The following is an 18,693-nucleotide window of genomic DNA, read 5'->3' as shown; positions in this document are numbered from 1 at the left end:
ACCTATTCCTCCAACAATTTGAGACTACGGAGCGAAATCTGTTGACGTATCTTGGTAGCAAAATCTTCTATTTTTAACTTACCTAAATCGATACCATCACGTGTACGCACCGCGATTTCCTTATTTTCCATTTCTTGATCACCAACGACCAATAAATAAGGCACACGTCTAAGTGTGTGTTCGCGTATTTTAAAGCCTATTTTCTCATTCCTCAAGTCAAAAGATGCTCTAATTCCCTGTTCTTTGAAGAATTTAACAATTTCTTCAACGTATTCAGACTGTTTGTCAGTAATATTCATTACAACAACTTGCATTGGAGCAAGCCAAGTTGGGAATTTACCAGCATATTCTTCAATCAAAATACCGAGAAAACGTTCTAAAGACCCTAAAATAGCACGATGGATCATTACCGGTGTTTGACGACTATTGTCTTCTGCAACGTAAGTTGCCCCCAAACGAGTAGGTAATGCGTAATCTAATTGTACAGTACCACACTGCCAAGCACGATCTAAACAATCGTGTAATGTGAACTCAATCTTAGGTCCGTAAAAAGCGCCTTCACCTGGCAATATCTCAAATTCGATATTATTAGCAGCAAGAGCTTGTTTTAATGCTTCTTCAGCACGGTCCCACATTGCATCATCACCAATTCGCTTTTCAGGGCGAGTTGATAATTTAACAACGATATTTTCGAATCCAAAAGTAGCATATGTGTCATATACCATTTGAATACAGGCGCTCACTTCTTTTTGTACTTGTTCATCAGTACAGAAAATATGTGCATCATCTTGGGTAAAGCCACGAACGCGCATTAATCCATGCAATGAACCTGAAGGCTCATTACGATGACAGCAGCCAAATTCAGCCATACGCAGCGGTAAATCACGGTAAGATTTTAAACCTTGATTGAAGATTTGCACATGACCAGGACAATTCATTGGTTTAACGGCATATTCACGGTTTTCGCTGTTGGTGGTAAACATAGCTTCTGAGTATTTATCCCAGTGGCCTGAACGCTCCCACAACACGCGATCCATCATCAATGGACCCTTCACTTCTTGATAAGTGTATTGACCAAGTTTTTGACGAATAAATTTTTCAAGCTCTAAGAATAAGCTCCAGCCATCATTGTGCCAGAACACCATACCAGGTGCTTCTTCTTGCATATGATATAAATCAAGCTGTTTGCCAATCTTACGATGGTCACGCTTGGCAGCTTCTTCTAAACGGGTTAAATGTGTTTTTAGGGCTTTTTTATCGGCCCATGCTGTACCATAAACACGTTGCAACATTTTGTTGTCTGAATTACCACGCCAATATGCACCTGCAACACTCATTAATTTAAAGTGTTGGCAAAAACGCATGTTAGGTACATGAGGACCACGACACATGTCGGTATATTCTTCGTGGTGATATAAAGCTGGTGTGGCATCTTTACTGATGTTTTCATCTAAGATGGCAATTTTATAGTCTTCACCGCGTTCACTAAATGCATCACGCGCTTCTTGCCAAGATACTACACGCTTAACCACGTCATAATTTGTTTTAGCTAACTGAAGCATACGCTTTTCTAAAGCGTCGATGTCTTCTTGAGTTAACTTATGGTCAAGATCGATATCATAGTAAAAACCATTATCGATTACAGGACCAATCGCCATTTTAGTTTGTGGCCATAATTGCTTAATTGCATGGCCTAATAAATGTGCGCAAGAGTGACGAAGGATTTCAACACCCTCTTCATCTTTAGCCGTGATGATAGATAAATCCGAATCTGTAGTGATTAAATCACAAGCATCTTTTAATTCGCCATTGACGCGACCAGCGATACAAGCTTTTGCAAGACCAGGGCCTATATCGGCAGCAACATCAAGAGTAGAAACAGGATTGGCAAACTCGCGTTTGCTGCCATCAGGCAATGTAATAACAGGCATGAAAATTCCTTGTCCAGTGGTGACCCACACGTAGGGCCACTTGGTAATTTAATGAAATAAGAAAACACATCTGAACGAAAGACATTACAAGAGTCTTAATTGCTCAAATATGTAACCGCTAATTGTATGTGACAACCATTGGTAGACGCAACCTTAATAGGCCAACTATATGGCAAGTGCATGCTAAATTTCATACCTTACATTGAATGCAAAAAAGTAAGGCACCAACTATATTTAATAAGGTGTTCTACACCTTAAATGGCACACATTAAGGAGCAAAGTGATGAAGTTAATATCTAAACCCATTAGTTGCCCACATTGCGGTCATCATCAATATGTCACCATTGACGCAAGTTGTGGTGACCAAGAATATTATGATGATTGTCGGATTTGTTGCAATCCAATCCATATTAGAATGCATTTAGATGAAAACTTACGCAAAATTCAGCTTTTTATTGATTCAGATGATGAACAAATTTACTAAAAAACTAGCCATGTTTAACGCTTTTTTTAGCTAAAATACGTTCTACTGTGTCAACAATAACTTGGGTCTGACTGTCAATTTCAATATTGAATTTATCGCCAGCTTTATATTGGCTTAAATTTGTTAACCGCAATGTTTCTGGAATTAAATGCAGCATAAAACCCGTGTCAGTTAATTTACCTACCGTTAAGCTACAACCATTCACAGCAACAAAACCTTTATAGAAGATGTAATCTTGCCATTTAGCATCGATTGCCAATTGGATATTATAATGGGCTTCTGTATCACTAACAGCGACGACTTCAGCTTGCGTGTGTATATGACCAGATAAAATGTGACCGCCGATTTCGCTGCCAAAGGTCAGTGAGCGCTCGATGTTAACTTGATCACCTTGTTTAATTAAATCCAAATTGGTTAATGCTAATGTTTCTTCCATTACATCAAAGAAAACCTTATCATTCACCATCTTTGTGACAGTGAGGCACACTCCATTGGTGGCCACGCTAGCACCTATTTTTAAGCCTTGGGTTAATTCAGACGGCAAGGCAATTTCAAACGTTTTTAATCCAGCTTGCTGTTGAATCGATACCACTTCACATGTGGCTTGAACAATTCCTGTAAACATAACTTTGTCTCGTACTGATGGGCTATATATGAACAACACCGGCTTTCAAGCCATGCGATTAATACAACTTGCCTTACCTATCTTGATCGCCCAAGTAACACAAACCATGATGGGATTTATTGACACAGTCATGGCTGGTCGAGTCAGCGCGGTTGATATGGCAGCGGTTGCCGTTGGCACCAGTTTATGGCTGCCAGCAATATTATTTGTGCAAGGTTTATTAATTGCCTTTACCCCTGTATTTGCACAACACCATGGCGCAAATAACAAAAGGGTAATTCCAAACCTACTCTTTCAAGCCGCTTATATTGCCATAATTGGATCGATGGGTGTGATGATCTTTCTCGCATCATCTAACACCATACTCAATTTTATGGATTTAGAGCCTGAACTACATAAGTTAACAGTGGGTTACTTAGATGGTATTTTATGGGGTGCACCCGCTTTTGCTTTATATCAAGTACTAAGAGGATGCAGTGAAGGGATCTCTTATACCCTACCAACAATGGTCATTGGATTTGTCGGTTTGGCCGTTAATATACCCGCTAACTACATCTTCATATATGGCAAATTAGGCGTACCAGCAATGGGTGGTGCGGGCTGCGGTATCGCAACTGCAATGGTTTTTTGGGCCATGTTTATCGCTATGACTATTTATATGCTTATTGATAAAAAGTTTATAGAGATTAAACCTTTTCATCAGTTTTATCGTCCAAAAATTGAAACCATGATATCGATGGTTAAACTTGGTTTTCCTATTGCTATGGCGTTGTTTTTTGAAGTAAGCCTTTTTGCCGTTATTGCACTATTTTTAGCACCATTAGGCGCCACAGTTGTAGCGAGTCATCAAATCGCCCTTAATTTTTCATCCATTGTTTTTATGCTGCCTTTATCAATTGGAGTTGCAGCTTCAATTAGAGTTGGCTATTACCTTGGGCGTGAAAAAACAGATATAGCCAAGCGTGTCACCTACATTGCGCTTGGATTATCACTCTCATTAGCCTTTATAACGGCTATTACCACTGTTATTTTTAGACAAGAAATCGCCCTACTTTATAACGACAATCCTGATGTGGTCACACTTGCTGGTAGCCTTATGTTAATGGCGGCGCTTTACCAAATTTCAGATTCAATACAAGTGGTTGCTGCTGGCGCTTTGCGTGGATACAAAGATACCCGCAGCGCATTTTACATCACTCTGTTTTCATATTGGTTTATTGGAATGACAAGCGGATATGTATTGGCTTATACCGACGTTATTGTTCCTGCAATGGGAGCTCATGGTTTTTGGGCAGGTTTAATTGCCGGATTAACATCAGCGGCATTTTTATTCGGCTGGCGACTTTTATACATTCAGCGTAAAGGGATCGCCTATGTTGACATCAGCTAGCTTAACTTAAAGGATACTGTTAACTTATTGGATTTATGCGGAAAAATCTAGTTTATTAACCACTAATTCAAATTTTGGATATAACTCGCCCTTTCCCATTCGGTAAATGAACGTGATCTTAATAATCGATAATTTGCAGTATTCAGTGTGTGGCGACCAAGCCTAAATAGAATGTTAACTACGCCATGCACAGATAAAAATCTTTAAGCTTGTCCATGTGATTTGAAACTTTGCATTTGATATTCTTGCTGCCTTGTAGGTTGATGAGATTTCTCGCACAAGTTATTTTCATATTGCTTAACGGTATGACCTACACTGGACAAAACCCTCTTTTTCGCAGCTCGATAACTCGGCAGCTTATCAGTGACGATACTATCTGGAATACAATGTTGACCTTTGAGTAACTTCTTGAAAAACCTGATGGCTGCACGTTTATCTTTGCGTTTCTGAACAAGGATATCTATTTCCTCACCATTGCTATCGACTGCACGCCACATGTAATGAAGTTGACCATTTATCTTGATGGACACTTCATCTAGGTACCAAGATGAATTGAAAGGGCCACGTTTTGTTCGGATGTTATGACTGAATTTATTGCCAAATTTCAGGCACCAATGGCTGATAGATTCATAGGTTACGTTTATACCTCGATAAGCGAGGATCTCTTCAATATCACGTAGACTCAAAGTAAAACGATGATAGAGATAAACGGCATGACTAATGATTTGGGCCGGATATCTGTGGCCAGAATAAATACTTTTCATACTGCTATGATGCCACATTAAGGAAGCTGCAGCTTAATTTGACAGTACCCCCACTGAAACGTCAACTTAAGTCGAGACTAATACAACTTAAGAATGTTTTCCTGTATCTTGATCTTTCATATTTACCACTCCTGCAATTGTTGCATTTCGCGCAATCTACCTCGTTGAATAACCAATGCTTCAAACAAGTCATCTAATGAATTATTGCTAGAATCAAGCCCCGGAAGCGCAATGTTCGCTTCAGCAAAAAATCTTTCAGTTTGTGAGTCTAACCAAGCTTCTTTCCACCACTCTGTGATTCTGGACTTAGCATTTAGTAACTTTGATTCTGTTGGCAGTTTATCGCTTTTTTGGTTGTTAATAGTGCTATCTGTCGGCAACAGGTTCCATAAATCATTATTAGGCCACCGAGCGAAAGGTAAGCTATGATCAATATCGTAACTTTTATTGAGTTTTTTAGCAGACCAGACACATTGCATTTCATGGTATTTCTTAAGTTCTTCGAATCGATCTCTAACTTCTATTGTTGTCCGTTTTGGCTCAAGCCAATTCAAAGCTCTATATAAGTGGTGGTGAGTATACGGCTTTCTATATCTTGAGTTGCCCTTATAGCTTGCCATTGCTTTAACCCACTCACTAATTAGAACCGGCTCTATCCAGCAAGCATAACGGTTGAAAGCTAACCAAGTAGATTCTGGTAATGAAAATTCCCCCATTGCTCCAACGTTGGTAAATCGAGGAATATACTATCTTTTGCTCTCACCGTTTTATTATCGACTTCAAATACCGTTTTATCGCTATTTGGTAACGTGATGTAGGTACACGGCATTGTTTTTATATTTTTTACTGCTGCCGAAATGGTTTTATACAAGGCAATGGCATCATCCCCTGTAAACAAATTTCCAATGCGATAATCTGATGCTGTGCGGTGAGTTAATTTGTGCCAACCATCATCTTTCATAAACCCCATATTGGGCTTATTATTTGGCGTTTGAAAAAGCTTATGTTGGTCAATTAAATCTTTATATTGATGGCACCAATACAAAGCGACCAGACCTACAGGCAATATGACTCTATCACCAAATATTGACGGTTCTCTTCTTATTACGGCTCCGGGATGGCCATCGGCAATCCTCAATAAAACACGCAGTAATGCAAGCTTGTGTGTGGCTGACTTTCCATCATTTATGGCAACGTGCCTAATGAAAGGGAATGCCCCCGTGCCATCGTCTGGCATCTGTAAAACAACAGTTTGCCAAGAAACATGATTACGACCAAGTTTGTCTGTCTCTTTTGGCGTTTCTAACTTACAAAACAGCCCTACATTAGAAGCGAGCTTTTTTAACTCATCTGCACAAACAACGAACATTGTACGCTTAGTAAAATCTTCTTCAGTCTGCCCATGCCTAAGTGAGATAACAATTTTCCCACCAGGCTTAAGAATGTTAGCTAGCTTACGTCTGGCTCTCGCACGGTCACTGGGAGCTATATGCATCCATACAGCACTATGTAGTATTAAATCAAAACTGACTTCTAATTTTGTTACAGAATCAAGAGCTGGAAGAGTATCACTTAACCATTTAACATTTAAATCATGAGTAGTCTGTTGTCCGATCTTTGATAGATCTAAAGCCGGTTCCACTGCTAGTACTTGGATATTATTATTTGCTTGATGGGTGTCCTGAGCTAAGGAAGCTAGATATTTTGCATCTCGCCCAGCACCAGCGCCAACATCTAAAATTCTAGCATTGGGATTACTAATAATTGATGGCAAAAAATCTGCCCAGCTTTCATGTACCTCCTCAAATGACTTTGAAAGATATTGCTGTGCTAGGTTGCTTGCGTTTTGATTATAAAATTCTTTCGCCAATGATCTACCCTAGAACGATAGTTAATATGCCAAATCTGATTAATTTATGATTAAGTGATAAAATAATAGCATTACCCATCTTTGTATCATGTAATCAATACGACGGTTTATCGTTAATTTCCTTAATGTTACTCATGATTTGATAATGACTAAAAATGGTATGAAGATAATGTATCTAAGCGGTAAATAAACCCCACATACTCAATCAAAAAAATATTTGTCATAGTACCTCACCAATTTAAGGAGGTTCTATGAACGCACAAGAAAAACACCAGTATTGGTCTTCATTAATCGAGCAGCAAAAACAAAGTGATAAAAGCATCACTCAGTTTTGTGCTGAGCAGAACATAAGCTATCAAACCTTTTATACATGGGCCAAAAAACTTCGAACACAGCCAGAGCCTCAACGATTGCAACCCATTCTTGTGACAGATGTATCCGTCGAGAATGTAAACGTTGTCACGCTAGTCCTTGCTAATGGTTTGCGTGCTCAGTTGCCAATTCATTTAAGCGCTAGCCAAATCCAGCATTGGGTTGCAGCATTACAATGACACCATCGGCTCAAGTTTATCTCGTCACGGGAATCACCGATATGAGTAAGTCCATCAATGGACTATCACTTATCGTTGCACAACATCTTGAAATATTCGGATTGTGCTCAATACCCAGAATTAGGATTATGTCCAATACTACCGTCATTCCGGCAATACTTTTGGGCCGGAATCTATTCTGTTTTTTGAATATCGCTTTTATTTGTTTAACTACCTACTTAGTTGCTTTACTATGTCTATCTAAGAGGTTTTTATTCACTTCAGCCATTGATAAGCCTTGGTCTTCTAACAACACAATCAAGTGATACATTAAATCAGAGGCTTCATTGATAAGCTCTTCTTTATCATGAGTTGCGGCAGCTAAAGCGGTTTCCAAGCCTTCTTCACCGACTTTTTGTGCAATGCGTTTGGTGCCACGTTCGAACAAAGATGCAGTGTAGCTTGAATCTGCACTTTGGCCTTTGCGTGAAATAATCACATTGGTCAAATTATCAATAAAAGGGTGGGCGTTACCATCTGGCCAGCAGCTTTCGGTGCCGGTGTGGCACGTTGGGCCATTTGGAATCACTTGAACCAATAAGCTGTCATTGTCGCAGTCTTTATCAATGGCAATTAGCTCAAGGCTATTTCCTGAGCTTTCACCTTTAGTCCATAAACGCTGTTTGGAGCGGCTATAAAAGGTCACCATTTTAGTGGCTAATGTTTTGTCTAAAGCCGCTTGGTCCATATAGCCTAGCATAAGCACTTTGCCCGTTAAGTGGTTCTGTACTACGGCTGGCATTAAGCCATCTTGCTTATCCCAAGCAAGGCTTGAGCTATCAAATGTTATTTGTGTCATAGGTTTTCTCTTATTTGTTAGCGCAAATTTATAGTCGAATCGCAATATTGTGACTATGCAAGTACTGCTTTAACTGACCAATATCAATGATCCCTTTGTGGAATACACTTGCGGCTAAGGCCGCATCGACCTTGGCTTGGTCAAAAACATCTTTAAAATGTTCCATGGTGCCAGCGCCTCCCGAGGCAATCAGTGGCACATCACAAATAGCCCGTATCATGCTTAATTGCTTAATATCATATCCACCGCGAACGCCATCTTGGTTCATAACATTTAATACGATTTCACCACAGCCACGTTTTTGAACTTCTTCAACCCAATCTTGAGTGAACCATTGAGTATCTTTAGTGGCTGCTTCATCTCCGGTAAATTGCTTTACTTTATAACTGTTTGACTCCGCGTCATAAAATGAATCAATTCCAATTACAATACATTGGCGACCAAATTCATCTTGCAAGCGCGAGATTAAACTTGGATCGGATAATGCGGGTGAGTTAATGGAGATTTTATCGGCACCAAAAGCCAGTTTTTCCCGTGCTTGTTCAATGGTTTTAATGCCACCAGCTACACAAAAGGGAATATCAATTTGCTCTGCCACTCGACTTACCCAAGACTTGTCGATAACTCTATCGTGGGCACTGGCCGTAATGTCATAAAACACCAATTCATCAGCGCCTTCTTGGGCATATCTAGCGGCTAATGGGACTATGTCGCCAACAATTTCATGGTCGCGAAATTGTACGCCTTTGACAACTTTTCCTTCACGGACATCAAGACACGGAACTATGCGTTTGGCCAGCATTGAATTGCCTCCTTAACCGTAAAGTTGTTAATCAATAAAGCCTTGCCAATGATAATGCCGCCAGCTTTACTGTCACGTACAGCGGCAACGTCATCGAGTGTTGCAATGCCACCTGAAGCTTGCCAGTTTATATTAGGGTATTGAGTTGCTAGTTCGGTATATAACTCAGTATTAGCGCCTTGTAAGGTGCCATCGCGGCTAATATCTGTGACTAACGCATGTTGTAAGCCAACGGTTTCAAACTTGGCAACCAGTGATTCTAATGATTTACCACCACCAGCTTGCCAGCCAGAAACCGCGACAATTTTTTCACCGGCTTCATTAATGTTGACATCCAATGCTAAACAAATTGCATCACTGCCATATTTTACAAACCAACTTTTTACTAATTCAGGTTCTTTTACTGCTAATGAGCCAATAACCACTCGCTTAACGCCAAGTTCAAGTAACTCTTTTACCTGTTGTTCGCTGCGGATCCCGCCCCCAACTTGAATGTCAACATCCAGTCCGGCAACCAATTCTCCAATCAGGGTTATTTGGCGCTTTTGGGGATCTTTTGCACCGGTTAAGTCCACAATATGAAGTAATTTAGCTCCTTGATCTTGATAAGATTGCAGTTGGGCGAGGGGGCTTAAATCAAAGGTGGTTTGTTGTTGATAATCACCTTGATATAAGCGAACTACCTGACCATCAATTAAATCAATTGCTGGAATGATCATTGTGTTTTCCCCATGTTTAAAAAATTTTGTAGTATTTGGGCCCCCACAGCAGCGCTTTTTTCTGGATGAAATTGCACGCCAAAAAAGTTGTCTTTACCTATGGCTGCGCTAAAGGTTTCACCATACGTGCTGCTAGCTAAAGTGTACTGACTGATTGGGGCGCGATAACTATGGACAAAATACACATAGCTGCCATCAGCAATACCATTAAACAGTGGATGATCTGACACGGTTATTTGGTTCCAGCCTATGTGTGGTAAAGGTAAGCCCTGACTGTCTATGTCACTGATTTCTGTTGGCACTAAACCTAAGCACTGAATATCTTCAAGCCCGCGTCCGCCGCGTTCTTTTGATATATTGGCAAGCATTTGCATTCCTAAACAGACCCCCATTACTGGTTGTTTCAGGCTAACAATTAGCTCAACAAGTTGCTTTTGCTTTAATGCTTCCATGGCTGCGCCTGCCGTGCCAACACCGGGTAATACCACCCGTGCAGCACTGCGGATAACATCAAAATCTGCCGACACAATAACATTGGCTTGCAAGCGTTCAAACGCGAAGCGTACTGAGCTTAAATTGGCACAACCTGTGTCGATAATGACGGTTAAGTCATGTTGATTAAGTGCTGTATTTGCTGAAGTTGTTGTCACATTAGCTCCTTACAAAACACCTTTACTTGATGGCAAAATATCACCTTCAACTTTAACGGCTTGACGAAGTGTTCGACCCAGTACTTTAAATAGTGCTTCAACTTTGTGATGGTCATTGTCACCTTCAGAACTGATGTGCAAAGTACAACGTAATCCATCAGCAAATGATCTAAAGAAATGCGGTACCATTTCGGTAGCCATTTCACCGACCATTTCACGATTAAAGTCAGCGTTAAATTTTATGAATGGGCGACCAGATATGTCCATTAAACACTCGCCATTGGCTTCATCCATTGGCAAACTAAAACCAAATCGCGCAATGCCGCGTTTATCACCTAATGCTTGGCGAATGGCATCACCAATAGCCAGTGCGGTGTCTTCAACGCTGTGGTGATCATCTATTTCTAAATCGCCATCAACAGTGACATCCATTTTGAAATTACCATGAGTTTGAATTTGATCTAGCATGTGATCAAAAAAACCGATACCAGTGTCTATTTTACCTTTAGTTTGGCTATCTAAATCAATGGTGACTTTGATGTCGGTTTCTTTGGTGGTACGCACTACAGTTGCTTGACGTCCTTTGCTTAACAGCGCTTCACAAATGTCGTCCCAATTCAGCGTTTGACGATTATATTGGAAGCTTTTAATACCCATGGCGTTGGCCAGTTCGACATCGGTGTGACGATCGCCAATCACGGCGGATTCTGTAAAATCAACTTTGCCTTCTGTTAGGTAGCTTTTTACTAAACCGAGTTTAGGCTTGCGGCAACTGCAGTTTTCATCGTCAAAGTGTGGACATATCACTACATCGTCAAATTTAACCCCTTGGCTTTCGAAGATTTGCATCATCATATTATGCGGTGCATCAAAATCATCTTTTGGAAATGATGGCGTGCCTAGGCCATCTTGATTACTCACCATCACTAATCGAAAGCCCGCTTTTTGCAATTTAAGTAATGCAGGGATCACTTGTGGTTCAAATACCAATTTTGCCAAGCTATCTAATTGTTTATCAATTGCAGGCTCTTCAACCAAGGTACCATCTCTGTCAATAAAGAGGATTTTCTGTTTCATACTGCCAACCTTAAAATGTAGGAACTGATTATATTTTTATACGGGTAAATGTTGTTATTTACAGCTTAACAACACATCGATTAATTTGTCTGTTTGTGCTGCTGAGGCAAAGCTAAAGCGAATTGCATCGATAAGGCGAGGGTCTTTATAGGCTCTGGCCACTATCCCATTGGCGGTTAATGCATTTGCTATGCGAGTCACATCATCAAAGCGTGCTAGAACAAAATTCCCATTTGCGCTTAAGACATTAGCGCCAATAGTTTCTAGGGTTTTTGATAAGCGTTCGCCTTGGTTTTTCAGTTGCGCGACTTGTTGACGCATTTGTGATATTCCATTTCCGCTCAGTGCTTTAACGGCCAGTTCTGATACGGGTAAAGGCACAGGATAAGGCGCAATAACTCTCATAACCAGTTCAATGATGGCTTCGTTCGCCAACATAAACCCGCAGCGCGCTCCCGCTAGGGCAAACGCTTTTGAAAGGGTGCGTAATACCACAAGATTTGGATAACGCTCAAGTAAATCCGCAACAGAGTACTCAGGACAAAACTCAATATATGCTTCATCAACCACTACAATCGAATTTGGCGCACTGGCTATCGCCACTTCAATATCATCTTTATTGATAACCGTGCCGGTAGGATTGTTAGGGTTGCAGATAAAGACCAATTTAGCCGCTCCAATTTCAGCTGGCCAACCTTCTGGTAATTGGTAATTATCTGTCAGGCTTAATGTATTAACGGCAATATTAAATGTAGCTGCGCTTATTGCGTACATACCGTATGTAGGGCCGAAGATGGCGATACTGTCTTGTCCTGGAATACAAAAGGTGCGAATGAGTAATTCAATGGCCTCATCTGCACCACGGCTAGTCACGACTTGAGTCGTGTTTACACCTGCATAATCGGCATAAGCGCTAATTAATTCAGGAGGCTGACATTCTGGATAGCGATTTAGCTTATCTAAGTCACTATTATTAAAAGGCGACTCATTGGCATTTATCCAAATGTCACCGCGGCCACCAATACGTCTTGCACTTTGATATGGGGTTAATGTTAATAATTCAGGTCTGGCTAATTGGTTTGCATCAAAGCTGTTCATGGTAATTCCTTTGCATCACAACATAACAAGGTTAGTTAGTTAAACTGGCCAAACGAATGGCAACGGCTTGTTTATGCGCATCTAATAATTCATTTTCAGCTAATGTCATCACGGTTTGACCTAAATTTTGCAATCCTTGTGGGGTTAGCTCTTGTACGGTAAAACGGCGGCTAAAGTCAGCTAATGACAAGCTTGAGACTGCTCGGCTATAACCATAAGTTGGTAACACATGGTTAGTCCCGCTGGCATAGTCACCTACAGACTCAGGGGTATAAGCGCCAACGAATACCGATCCAGCTGCGCGAATTGCCCCTAATAGATCTCGTGGAGATTGAGTTTGTACAATTAAGTGCTCAGGCCCATATTGATTTGACACTAACACGGCTTCATTCAAGTCATTAACAACAATACTGCGACTACAAGTGAGTGCCTGTTTAGCAATATCTTGTCGTGGCAACTGTGCCAGTTGACTGACTAACTCGCTATTAACGGCTTCAGCCTGTGCTTGAGAATTAGTCACTAGCATTACTTGTGAGTCAACACCATGTTCTGCTTGTGATAATAAATCAGCCGCAATAAAAGCGGGGTTGGCATATTCATCTGCGATAACCAGTACTTCAGATGGACCAGCTGGCATATCAATGGTGACACTAATACGATTATCCTGCGATACAAGGCGTTTAGCTTCAGTCACATAACGATTGCCGGGGCCAAAGATTTTATCAACCTTAGTAACAGATTCTGTGCCAAAGGCCATGGCGGCAATTGCTTGAGCGCCGCCAACTTGGTAAATTTCAGTAATACCACACACTTTAGCTGCATAAATAATGGCATCATTAATTGGCGGGGGGCTAACCAGTACGCGTTGTTGGCAACCGGCGATTTTTGCAGGCAGCGCAAGCATCATCACAGTCGATATTAAGGGGGCTGTGCCACCCGGAATATACAGGCCAACTTTTTCAATGGCTTCAGTTCGCAGTTCACATCGCACACCAGGCATTGTTTCAATATCAATAGCGTTAAACACTTGTGCTTTATGAAAGGTTTCAATATTGGCAACGGCAACAGCTATACTTTGTTTGACAGGTTCAGCAACTCGTTCACACGCCGCATCAATTTCCTGTTGTGATAACGCTAACGACTCAACCTTGACGCCATCAAATTGCTGATTGAACTGCTTAAGTGCAACATCGCCATTGGTAACCACTTGCTCAATAATGCGAGTCACTTGTTGTTCAACACTGTTATCACCAATCAAGGGTGAGCGAGTTAGCGCTTGATTTTTATCTGAGTCAGATAACGCATTCCAATTTAAAATTTCCATTGGTGATGATGTTTGCGAATTAGCCATCAACATTTACCCCATCATTTTTTCAATTGGCATGACAAGAATGGAAGATGCACCAAGTGCTGTAAGTTCTTCCATTGTGTCCCAGAATAAATCTTCAGTACTGACCGCGTGAATGGCAACGCGATTTGAATCATCATTGAGTGGCAACACTGTTGGGTTTTCAGCGCCCGGTAATAAAGCCACAATTTGATCTAAGGTTTCGGTTGGCGCGTGCAATAAGATGTACTTACTTTCGCGAGCACGAATTACGCCATTAACACGAGATAAAATTTTGTCTATTAGTGCTTGTTTTGATGGCGTTTGTGTTTGAGTTGACTGAATAACGCATGCCATTGAGCGGTAAATGACTTCTGTTTCATATAGGCCGTTTGCTTCAAGTGTTGCACCAGTTGAGACGAGGTCACAAATGCCATCTGCTAAACCTGCACGTGGGGCAACTTCAACAGAGCCTTTCAACATACAATCACGGTAGTTAATGCCTTTTTCCTGCATAAAGCGGCGCAGTAGATTAGGGTATGACGTGGCAATACGTAAGCCTTCTAATGATTGTGCATCGTTATAACTAAACTCGTTTGGCACTGCTAATGATAAACGGCAAGCCCCAAAATCTAATTGACGTAATTTTATAAACTCGGCAGGTTTGTTCACGACTTGACGTTCAATTTGTTCTTCCTCGAGAACATTTTCACCGATAATCCCTAAATCAACCACACCATCCATTACCAAACCTGGAATATCATCATCACGAACACGTAATAAATCGATGGGCATATTGTCTGCATGCGCAATGAGACGCTGTTCATTGACATTAAATTTGATCCCACAACTTTTCAGCAATTGTTGTGATTCTTTTGATAAACGACCTGACTTTTGGATGGCGATACGTAAACGGTTTGACTCAATCATTTGCTACTACCTTTTATAAAATTAAATTGTAAAAACTGTATTAGAAGAAAAAAATATTTTGTAAATCATAATCTAGAAAATAAAAAACCCCTGAAATTCCTTCCAGGGGTTAGTGATATTTTCACCGCCAGAAGGATATAAACCTCCGGCAGTAAGCATCCGAAGGCTACCGCATATGATGGTGATGATGAATTGTAGTCACTTGGATAAACATAATTTTTAGCTCTCAATTTTTGCCATTTGGCGTTGATAAATTCAGTTGTCATGTGAACCGTTTAAGGCACTTAATTTAGGCTTAAACTTGACTTGCTTTAAAACTTAACCGCTATCGCGTTTGTTTGCAATAGCGAATAAAGCCAATTTGTAATTTTTTTACCAATTTATTGTAATAACATAGAATTAAATGAGTTTGGTATATAGTGTCACTTTATTTTGCTAAGTGCTAGGTGCTAGGTGTTAGTTACTAGGTATTGTTATTCGTTGTTGAGTTAATTCATTTAATGAAAATTATGACGGCATAAAAATGACATCTAACCTGTCAAGCAATATGTTTTGGCGTCATAAATTTTATGTTTAGCTGTCCTAAAGTTGATGATTCTTAAGTTGTTAACTTTCATTTTGCACAGCAAATCGCCATTTGAGCAAATCACGTCAACTTTTGCTTGCATGCATTTGTTAACGCACTTAATATAGCGACCGCTTTGAAAGGAAACTTCTTCAGTTTTCCTTCGCGGTAATAAAAGTCAATACACCCGTAGCTCAGCTGGTTAGAGCACTACCTTGACATGGTAGGGGTCGGTGGTTCGAGTCCACTCGGGTGTACCAGTTTTATTTCCTTAAGCATCCCATAATACACCCGTAGCTCAGCTGGTTAGAGCACTACCTTGACATGGTAGGGGTCGGTGGTTCGAGTCCACTCGGGTGTACCATTTATTATTTAAATTCATCATCTTACAAAATAAATTCAATTCTTTATTTGTGGCCATCCTTGTGTCCATTTAAATTTTGTGTGATTTTACGCCTTGTATTCATCAAAACAGTCTCACTGCTTAAATTAACGTCACTTTCTTACATTTTCCCTCAAAATACCCTGAAATTGCAATTTGTGGCCAAACTGTGGCCACGAACATAAAAATTACACATTTTTTATGTCGTTTTTTTGTCTAATTTTGAAGGTGATTTTGTGACCATCAAAAACAGTAGTCAGGTATTTTTTCTGTTTATAGATGAGTAAGGAAGAGAGCATTTTGTGACATTCCAACAATTCAGTATGGTGCTCATTTTATTCTAATATTATACTTATAAAAAAATGCACCGAAATGTCGGTGTTGAATAAATATTCATTTAAAGTGATTTTTATCATCAGTGTCTCATCACCTCATAAATGCCTTTTCAATGATATTTAGCAACCAACCAGCTTCTCTCGCACGTGGGTCATTCTTACATGTGTGCAACGCTGCAAGTACGTTATTTGTCACCGTTTACAAAAAGTGATGATTAAACGGTGTTGATGTATTAATCGAACTTCTATCTGTAATTTCGGTTTATATCACCGCCCTCATTGGGAGATGGTTTACATCGATTTTACTAAACCACTGATAATGATTCGATAGTCAATCAACACCAGATTAAAGTTCGAAGATCTTTACGCCTTATATCCCCGTCCTAATCGGGCAAGGGTTTAATGCGAAATGGCTAAATCACATTTTGCTGAGACGTCGTCTGAGATCGGTTTCTGATCCGGCGTTAATCCAAAAGATCATGTCGAAAATTAACGCATTGTCGCCAAAATCTTCAAACATGACTATGGATTTACGGGTAGGTAGAATGTCATCGTGCTCTTCAATAATTTTAAATAGCAACTTCTGTACTAAATACCACATCTGAACCGTATGCAACGCCAACATTCACAAATGTTCGTGTATTTTTATCAATTAAAGCCCAATTGGTTACCGTATTCTCTAATAATTGGCTAATTATTGGCTGTTAGGGACTAACATATGCACACCGTCATTTCGGGGTATCAATGTTGAGCGAGTATTGATGCATTCAACGCCCCTTCTTGCATCGCCTACTTCTAAAAAATCACCTATACGTATTGAGCGCTTCCACATTAATATCCAGCCAGAAATGAAATTGTTAATGATGTTTTGAGCACCAAAACCTACACCAATGGCTATGGCTATGGCTATGGCTATGGCTATGGCACCAGATACAAAAGCAAACGCTGTGAGTGGGATATTTAAAATATCCATAATGGTTGTCCTGAAACCACAATGGTGAGTACCAAATACACACGTGAAAACAAATGTACCGCGTCTGCACTAACATGACGCTTTCGTAGCGCATTCACAATTATTTTGCCAATGCGGCTGAATAAACCACGCTAGAAATATATAGCGGTACTTGAATGATTTGCAGCAGCGTTATGGGTCTATTGTCATAGTTATAAACCACAAAGGCTAATGCTTCGAGTAGCTCATAACAATCTATATAGCGTTCTTACTTTGTTGTTATTGTCATGGAGCCAATACACTGCAATGATTAATAGATCTTCAGCTCACCTTCTGGGCGCGTTTTTAAAATTTTTAAAAACCACATGTATTGCTCAGGGTAAGCATTAATAACTTGTTCAACAATTTGATTAAGCACTAAAGCTTCACTTTCTTTGCTATTCATTGAGTCGGGATCAAGCGCTGGCAACACGGTTAAATCGAAACATCGTGCTTGATAATTATAACCAATAGTTACGGGCATCACTTTAGCATTTCCGGCTTTTGCTAACCGCCCCACAACAGGTATCGTCGCTTTAGTGGTTGCAAAAAATGGAGTAATAACACTTTGTTCTGGCCCTAAGTCTTCATCCGGCAAGTAAAAAAAACTAAAATCATTTTTTAGCTCAGCCAATAATGCACGAATGCCTGCTTCACGCATATAAATCCGAGCACCTAAACAACTTCGTAACCGATTACTAAACCAATTAAACAAACCATTTCGATGGGCTTTTGCCATTGAGACCATGGGAATTTCAAGATTTAACCTTAGCCCAGCATAATCAATAGGCCACACATGAGGCATGATAAAAATAATCGGATGTCCTTCAGCCCTAACTTGTTGCACATGTTCAAACCCATGCAGTTTTACTCGGCGTTTAAGATGATTGTTTGATCTTAACAGTAATTCAGCTTGTGAAAGTAAAGCTAATACAAACGCATCTACATTTTGTTTAATTAATTGTTCAACCTCAATTGAGGTTTTATCTGGGAAGCATTTACTGATATTAATACGGGCAATATTAATGGGTTTATGAGCAATACGTATCACAAGTTTTGCCATCAGTTTAGCAATAGGATCACGTATGACGGCTGGCATCAGCCCAAAAATAAATAATACAGCGATTGCTAACCAGGTTCCCCAGAAGCGAGGATGAAGAAGGCCAATATTAAAACTACGATCAAAATGCTTTTGTTGACGAGCCAAAAGAAATACCTCATGTAAATTTGTCTAATAATAACAAACTTAAATCACTATAGTCATGTAGCAAAAATACCTTAGCTTAGCGAAATTAAAAATAAAAAAGCCACTCAAACCTGAGTGGCTTTTCTAAACTCTTAATTTAGCTAACCGCTAATTAACT

At 40.1% G+C, this 18,693-nt stretch carries 14 protein-coding genes, 2 tRNA genes and 3 pseudogenes; 5 read left to right on the top strand and 14 right to left on the bottom strand.

The features are described 5' to 3' along the window. Positions 1-2: 2 nt before the first annotated feature. Complete coding sequence (thrS, locus tag HBH39_RS07635; RefSeq protein ID WP_167677062.1) at positions 3-1,931, bottom strand: threonine--tRNA ligase; 1,929 nt, start codon at positions 1,929-1,931, stop codon at positions 3-5. Positions 1,932-2,214: 283 nt separating this feature from the next. Between thrS and HBH39_RS07630 the strand changes: the two genes are divergently transcribed. Continuing rightward, a complete protein-coding gene (locus HBH39_RS07630; protein WP_167677060.1) occupies positions 2,215-2,415 on the top strand; it encodes a CPXCG motif-containing cysteine-rich protein in 201 nt (66 codons plus the stop codon). Between the two features lie 4 nt (positions 2,416-2,419). Here HBH39_RS07630 and HBH39_RS07625 read toward each other — a convergent pair whose 3' ends face one another. Beyond that, entirely contained in the window at positions 2,420-3,040 is a 621-nt protein-coding gene (locus tag HBH39_RS07625) for a riboflavin synthase subunit alpha (protein ID WP_167677057.1), read from the bottom strand. 28 nt (positions 3,041-3,068) lie between these two features. Between HBH39_RS07625 and HBH39_RS07620 the strand changes: the two genes are divergently transcribed. Continuing rightward, positions 3,069-4,430 (top strand): MATE family efflux transporter, encoded by a 1,362-nt coding sequence (locus tag HBH39_RS07620; RefSeq protein ID WP_167677055.1) that lies wholly within the window; start codon positions 3,069-3,071, stop codon positions 4,428-4,430. A gap of 62 nt (positions 4,431-4,492) precedes the next feature. Here HBH39_RS07620 and HBH39_RS07615 read toward each other — a convergent pair. Together HBH39_RS07615 and HBH39_RS07610 are read right to left on the bottom strand one after the other, a co-directional pair. Continuing rightward, positions 4,493-5,194: pseudogene (locus HBH39_RS07615) on the bottom strand (IS6 family transposase). Between the two features lie 122 nt (positions 5,195-5,316). Then, positions 5,317-7,064 (bottom strand): annotated as a pseudogene (locus HBH39_RS07610) (methyltransferase domain-containing protein). Positions 7,065-7,315: 251 nt separating this feature from the next. On the opposite strand from HBH39_RS07610, the gene tnpA reads away from it, so the two are divergent. Further along, positions 7,316-7,615: an IS66 family insertion sequence element accessory protein TnpA gene (tnpA, locus tag HBH39_RS07605; RefSeq protein ID WP_167677053.1), complete on the top strand. Its 300-nt coding sequence runs from the start codon at positions 7,316-7,318 to the stop codon at positions 7,613-7,615. A gap of 214 nt (positions 7,616-7,829) precedes the next feature. On the opposite strand, the gene hisIE is transcribed toward tnpA, so the two are convergent. From hisIE to hisG, 8 genes are read right to left on the bottom strand one after another with little or no spacing between them, the layout of a single operon-like run. Next, positions 7,830-8,453: a bifunctional phosphoribosyl-AMP cyclohydrolase/phosphoribosyl-ATP diphosphatase HisIE gene (gene hisIE / locus HBH39_RS07600; RefSeq protein ID WP_167677051.1), complete on the bottom strand. Its 624-nt coding sequence runs from the start codon at positions 8,451-8,453 to the stop codon at positions 7,830-7,832. 28 nt (positions 8,454-8,481) lie between these two features. Next, positions 8,482-9,255, bottom strand: coding sequence for an imidazole glycerol phosphate synthase subunit HisF (gene hisF, locus HBH39_RS07595; RefSeq protein WP_167677049.1), 774 nt, complete (start codon positions 9,253-9,255; stop codon positions 8,482-8,484). Beyond that, positions 9,237-9,974 (bottom strand): 1-(5-phosphoribosyl)-5-[(5-phosphoribosylamino)methylideneamino]imidazole-4-carboxamide isomerase, encoded by a 738-nt coding sequence (gene hisA, locus HBH39_RS07590; protein ID WP_167677047.1) that lies wholly within the window; start codon positions 9,972-9,974, stop codon positions 9,237-9,239. Before hisA ends, hisF begins: the two co-directional genes overlap by 19 nt. Beyond that, positions 9,971-10,624 (bottom strand): imidazole glycerol phosphate synthase subunit HisH, encoded by a 654-nt coding sequence (gene hisH / locus HBH39_RS07585; protein ID WP_167677045.1) that lies wholly within the window; start codon positions 10,622-10,624, stop codon positions 9,971-9,973. Before hisH ends, hisA begins: the two co-directional genes overlap by 4 nt. Positions 10,625-10,633: 9 nt before the next feature. Next, positions 10,634-11,701, bottom strand: coding sequence for a bifunctional histidinol-phosphatase/imidazoleglycerol-phosphate dehydratase HisB (gene hisB, locus HBH39_RS07580; RefSeq protein WP_167677043.1), 1,068 nt, complete (start codon positions 11,699-11,701; stop codon positions 10,634-10,636). Between the two features lie 54 nt (positions 11,702-11,755). Continuing rightward, a complete protein-coding gene (hisC, locus tag HBH39_RS07575) occupies positions 11,756-12,799 on the bottom strand; it encodes a histidinol-phosphate transaminase (protein WP_167677040.1) in 1,044 nt (347 codons plus the stop codon). Between the two features lie 31 nt (positions 12,800-12,830). Then, positions 12,831-14,123, bottom strand: a complete 1,293-nt coding sequence (hisD, locus tag HBH39_RS07570) for a histidinol dehydrogenase (RefSeq protein ID WP_167680006.1) — start codon at positions 14,121-14,123, stop codon at positions 12,831-12,833. A gap of 33 nt (positions 14,124-14,156) precedes the next feature. Then, entirely contained in the window at positions 14,157-15,056 is a 900-nt protein-coding gene (gene hisG / locus HBH39_RS07565; RefSeq protein WP_167677038.1) for an ATP phosphoribosyltransferase, read from the bottom strand. Between the two features lie 748 nt (positions 15,057-15,804). Here hisG and HBH39_RS07560 point away from each other — a divergent pair. After that, positions 15,805-15,881 (top strand) — tRNA-Val (locus HBH39_RS07560). Positions 15,882-15,908: 27 nt separating this feature from the next. After that, positions 15,909-15,985 (top strand) — tRNA-Val (locus HBH39_RS07555). A gap of 789 nt (positions 15,986-16,774) precedes the next feature. Here HBH39_RS07555 and HBH39_RS07550 read toward each other — a convergent pair. Both HBH39_RS07550 and lpxM read right to left on the bottom strand, forming a co-directional pair. After that, positions 16,775-17,549 (bottom strand): annotated as a pseudogene (locus HBH39_RS07550) (mechanosensitive ion channel family protein); the annotation flags it as partial. Between the two features lie 51 nt (positions 17,550-17,600). Further along, on the bottom strand, positions 17,601-18,536 hold the full coding sequence (gene lpxM, locus HBH39_RS07545) for a lauroyl-Kdo(2)-lipid IV(A) myristoyltransferase (RefSeq protein ID WP_167677036.1): 936 nt from the start codon (positions 18,534-18,536) through the stop codon (positions 17,601-17,603). Positions 18,537-18,693: the final 157 nt, after the last annotated feature.

The organism is Shewanella aestuarii (assembly GCF_011765625.1).
GTDB lineage: Bacteria > Pseudomonadota > Gammaproteobacteria > Enterobacterales > Shewanellaceae > Shewanella > Shewanella aestuarii_A.
This window is presented reverse-complemented; position numbering and strand designations above follow the sequence as displayed.

Coding starts and splice junctions, on each gene's coding strand:
- thrS (WP_167677062.1), bottom strand. CDS start 1,931: ATGCCTGTTATTACATTGCCTGATGGCAGCAAACGCGAGTTTGCCAAT.
- HBH39_RS07630 (WP_167677060.1), top strand. CDS start 2,215: ATGAAGTTAATATCTAAACCCATTAGTTGCCCACATTGCGGTCATCAT.
- HBH39_RS07625 (WP_167677057.1), bottom strand. CDS start 3,040: ATGTTTACAGGAATTGTTCAAGCCACATGTGAAGTGGTATCGATTCAA.
- HBH39_RS07620 (WP_167677055.1), top strand. CDS start 3,069: ATGAACAACACCGGCTTTCAAGCCATGCGATTAATACAACTTGCCTTA.
- tnpA (WP_167677053.1), top strand. CDS start 7,316: ATGAACGCACAAGAAAAACACCAGTATTGGTCTTCATTAATCGAGCAG.
- hisIE (WP_167677051.1), bottom strand. CDS start 8,453: ATGACACAAATAACATTTGATAGCTCAAGCCTTGCTTGGGATAAGCAA.
- hisF (WP_167677049.1), bottom strand. CDS start 9,255: ATGCTGGCCAAACGCATAGTTCCGTGTCTTGATGTCCGTGAAGGAAAA.
- hisA (WP_167677047.1), bottom strand. CDS start 9,974: ATGATCATTCCAGCAATTGATTTAATTGATGGTCAGGTAGTTCGCTTA.
- hisB (WP_167677043.1), bottom strand. CDS start 11,701: ATGAAACAGAAAATCCTCTTTATTGACAGAGATGGTACCTTGGTTGAA.
- hisC (WP_167677040.1), bottom strand. CDS start 12,799: ATGAACAGCTTTGATGCAAACCAATTAGCCAGACCTGAATTATTAACA.
- hisD (WP_167680006.1), bottom strand. CDS start 14,123: ATGGAAATTTTAAATTGGAATGCGTTATCTGACTCAGATAAAAATCAA.
- hisG (WP_167677038.1), bottom strand. CDS start 15,056: ATGATTGAGTCAAACCGTTTACGTATCGCCATCCAAAAGTCAGGTCGT.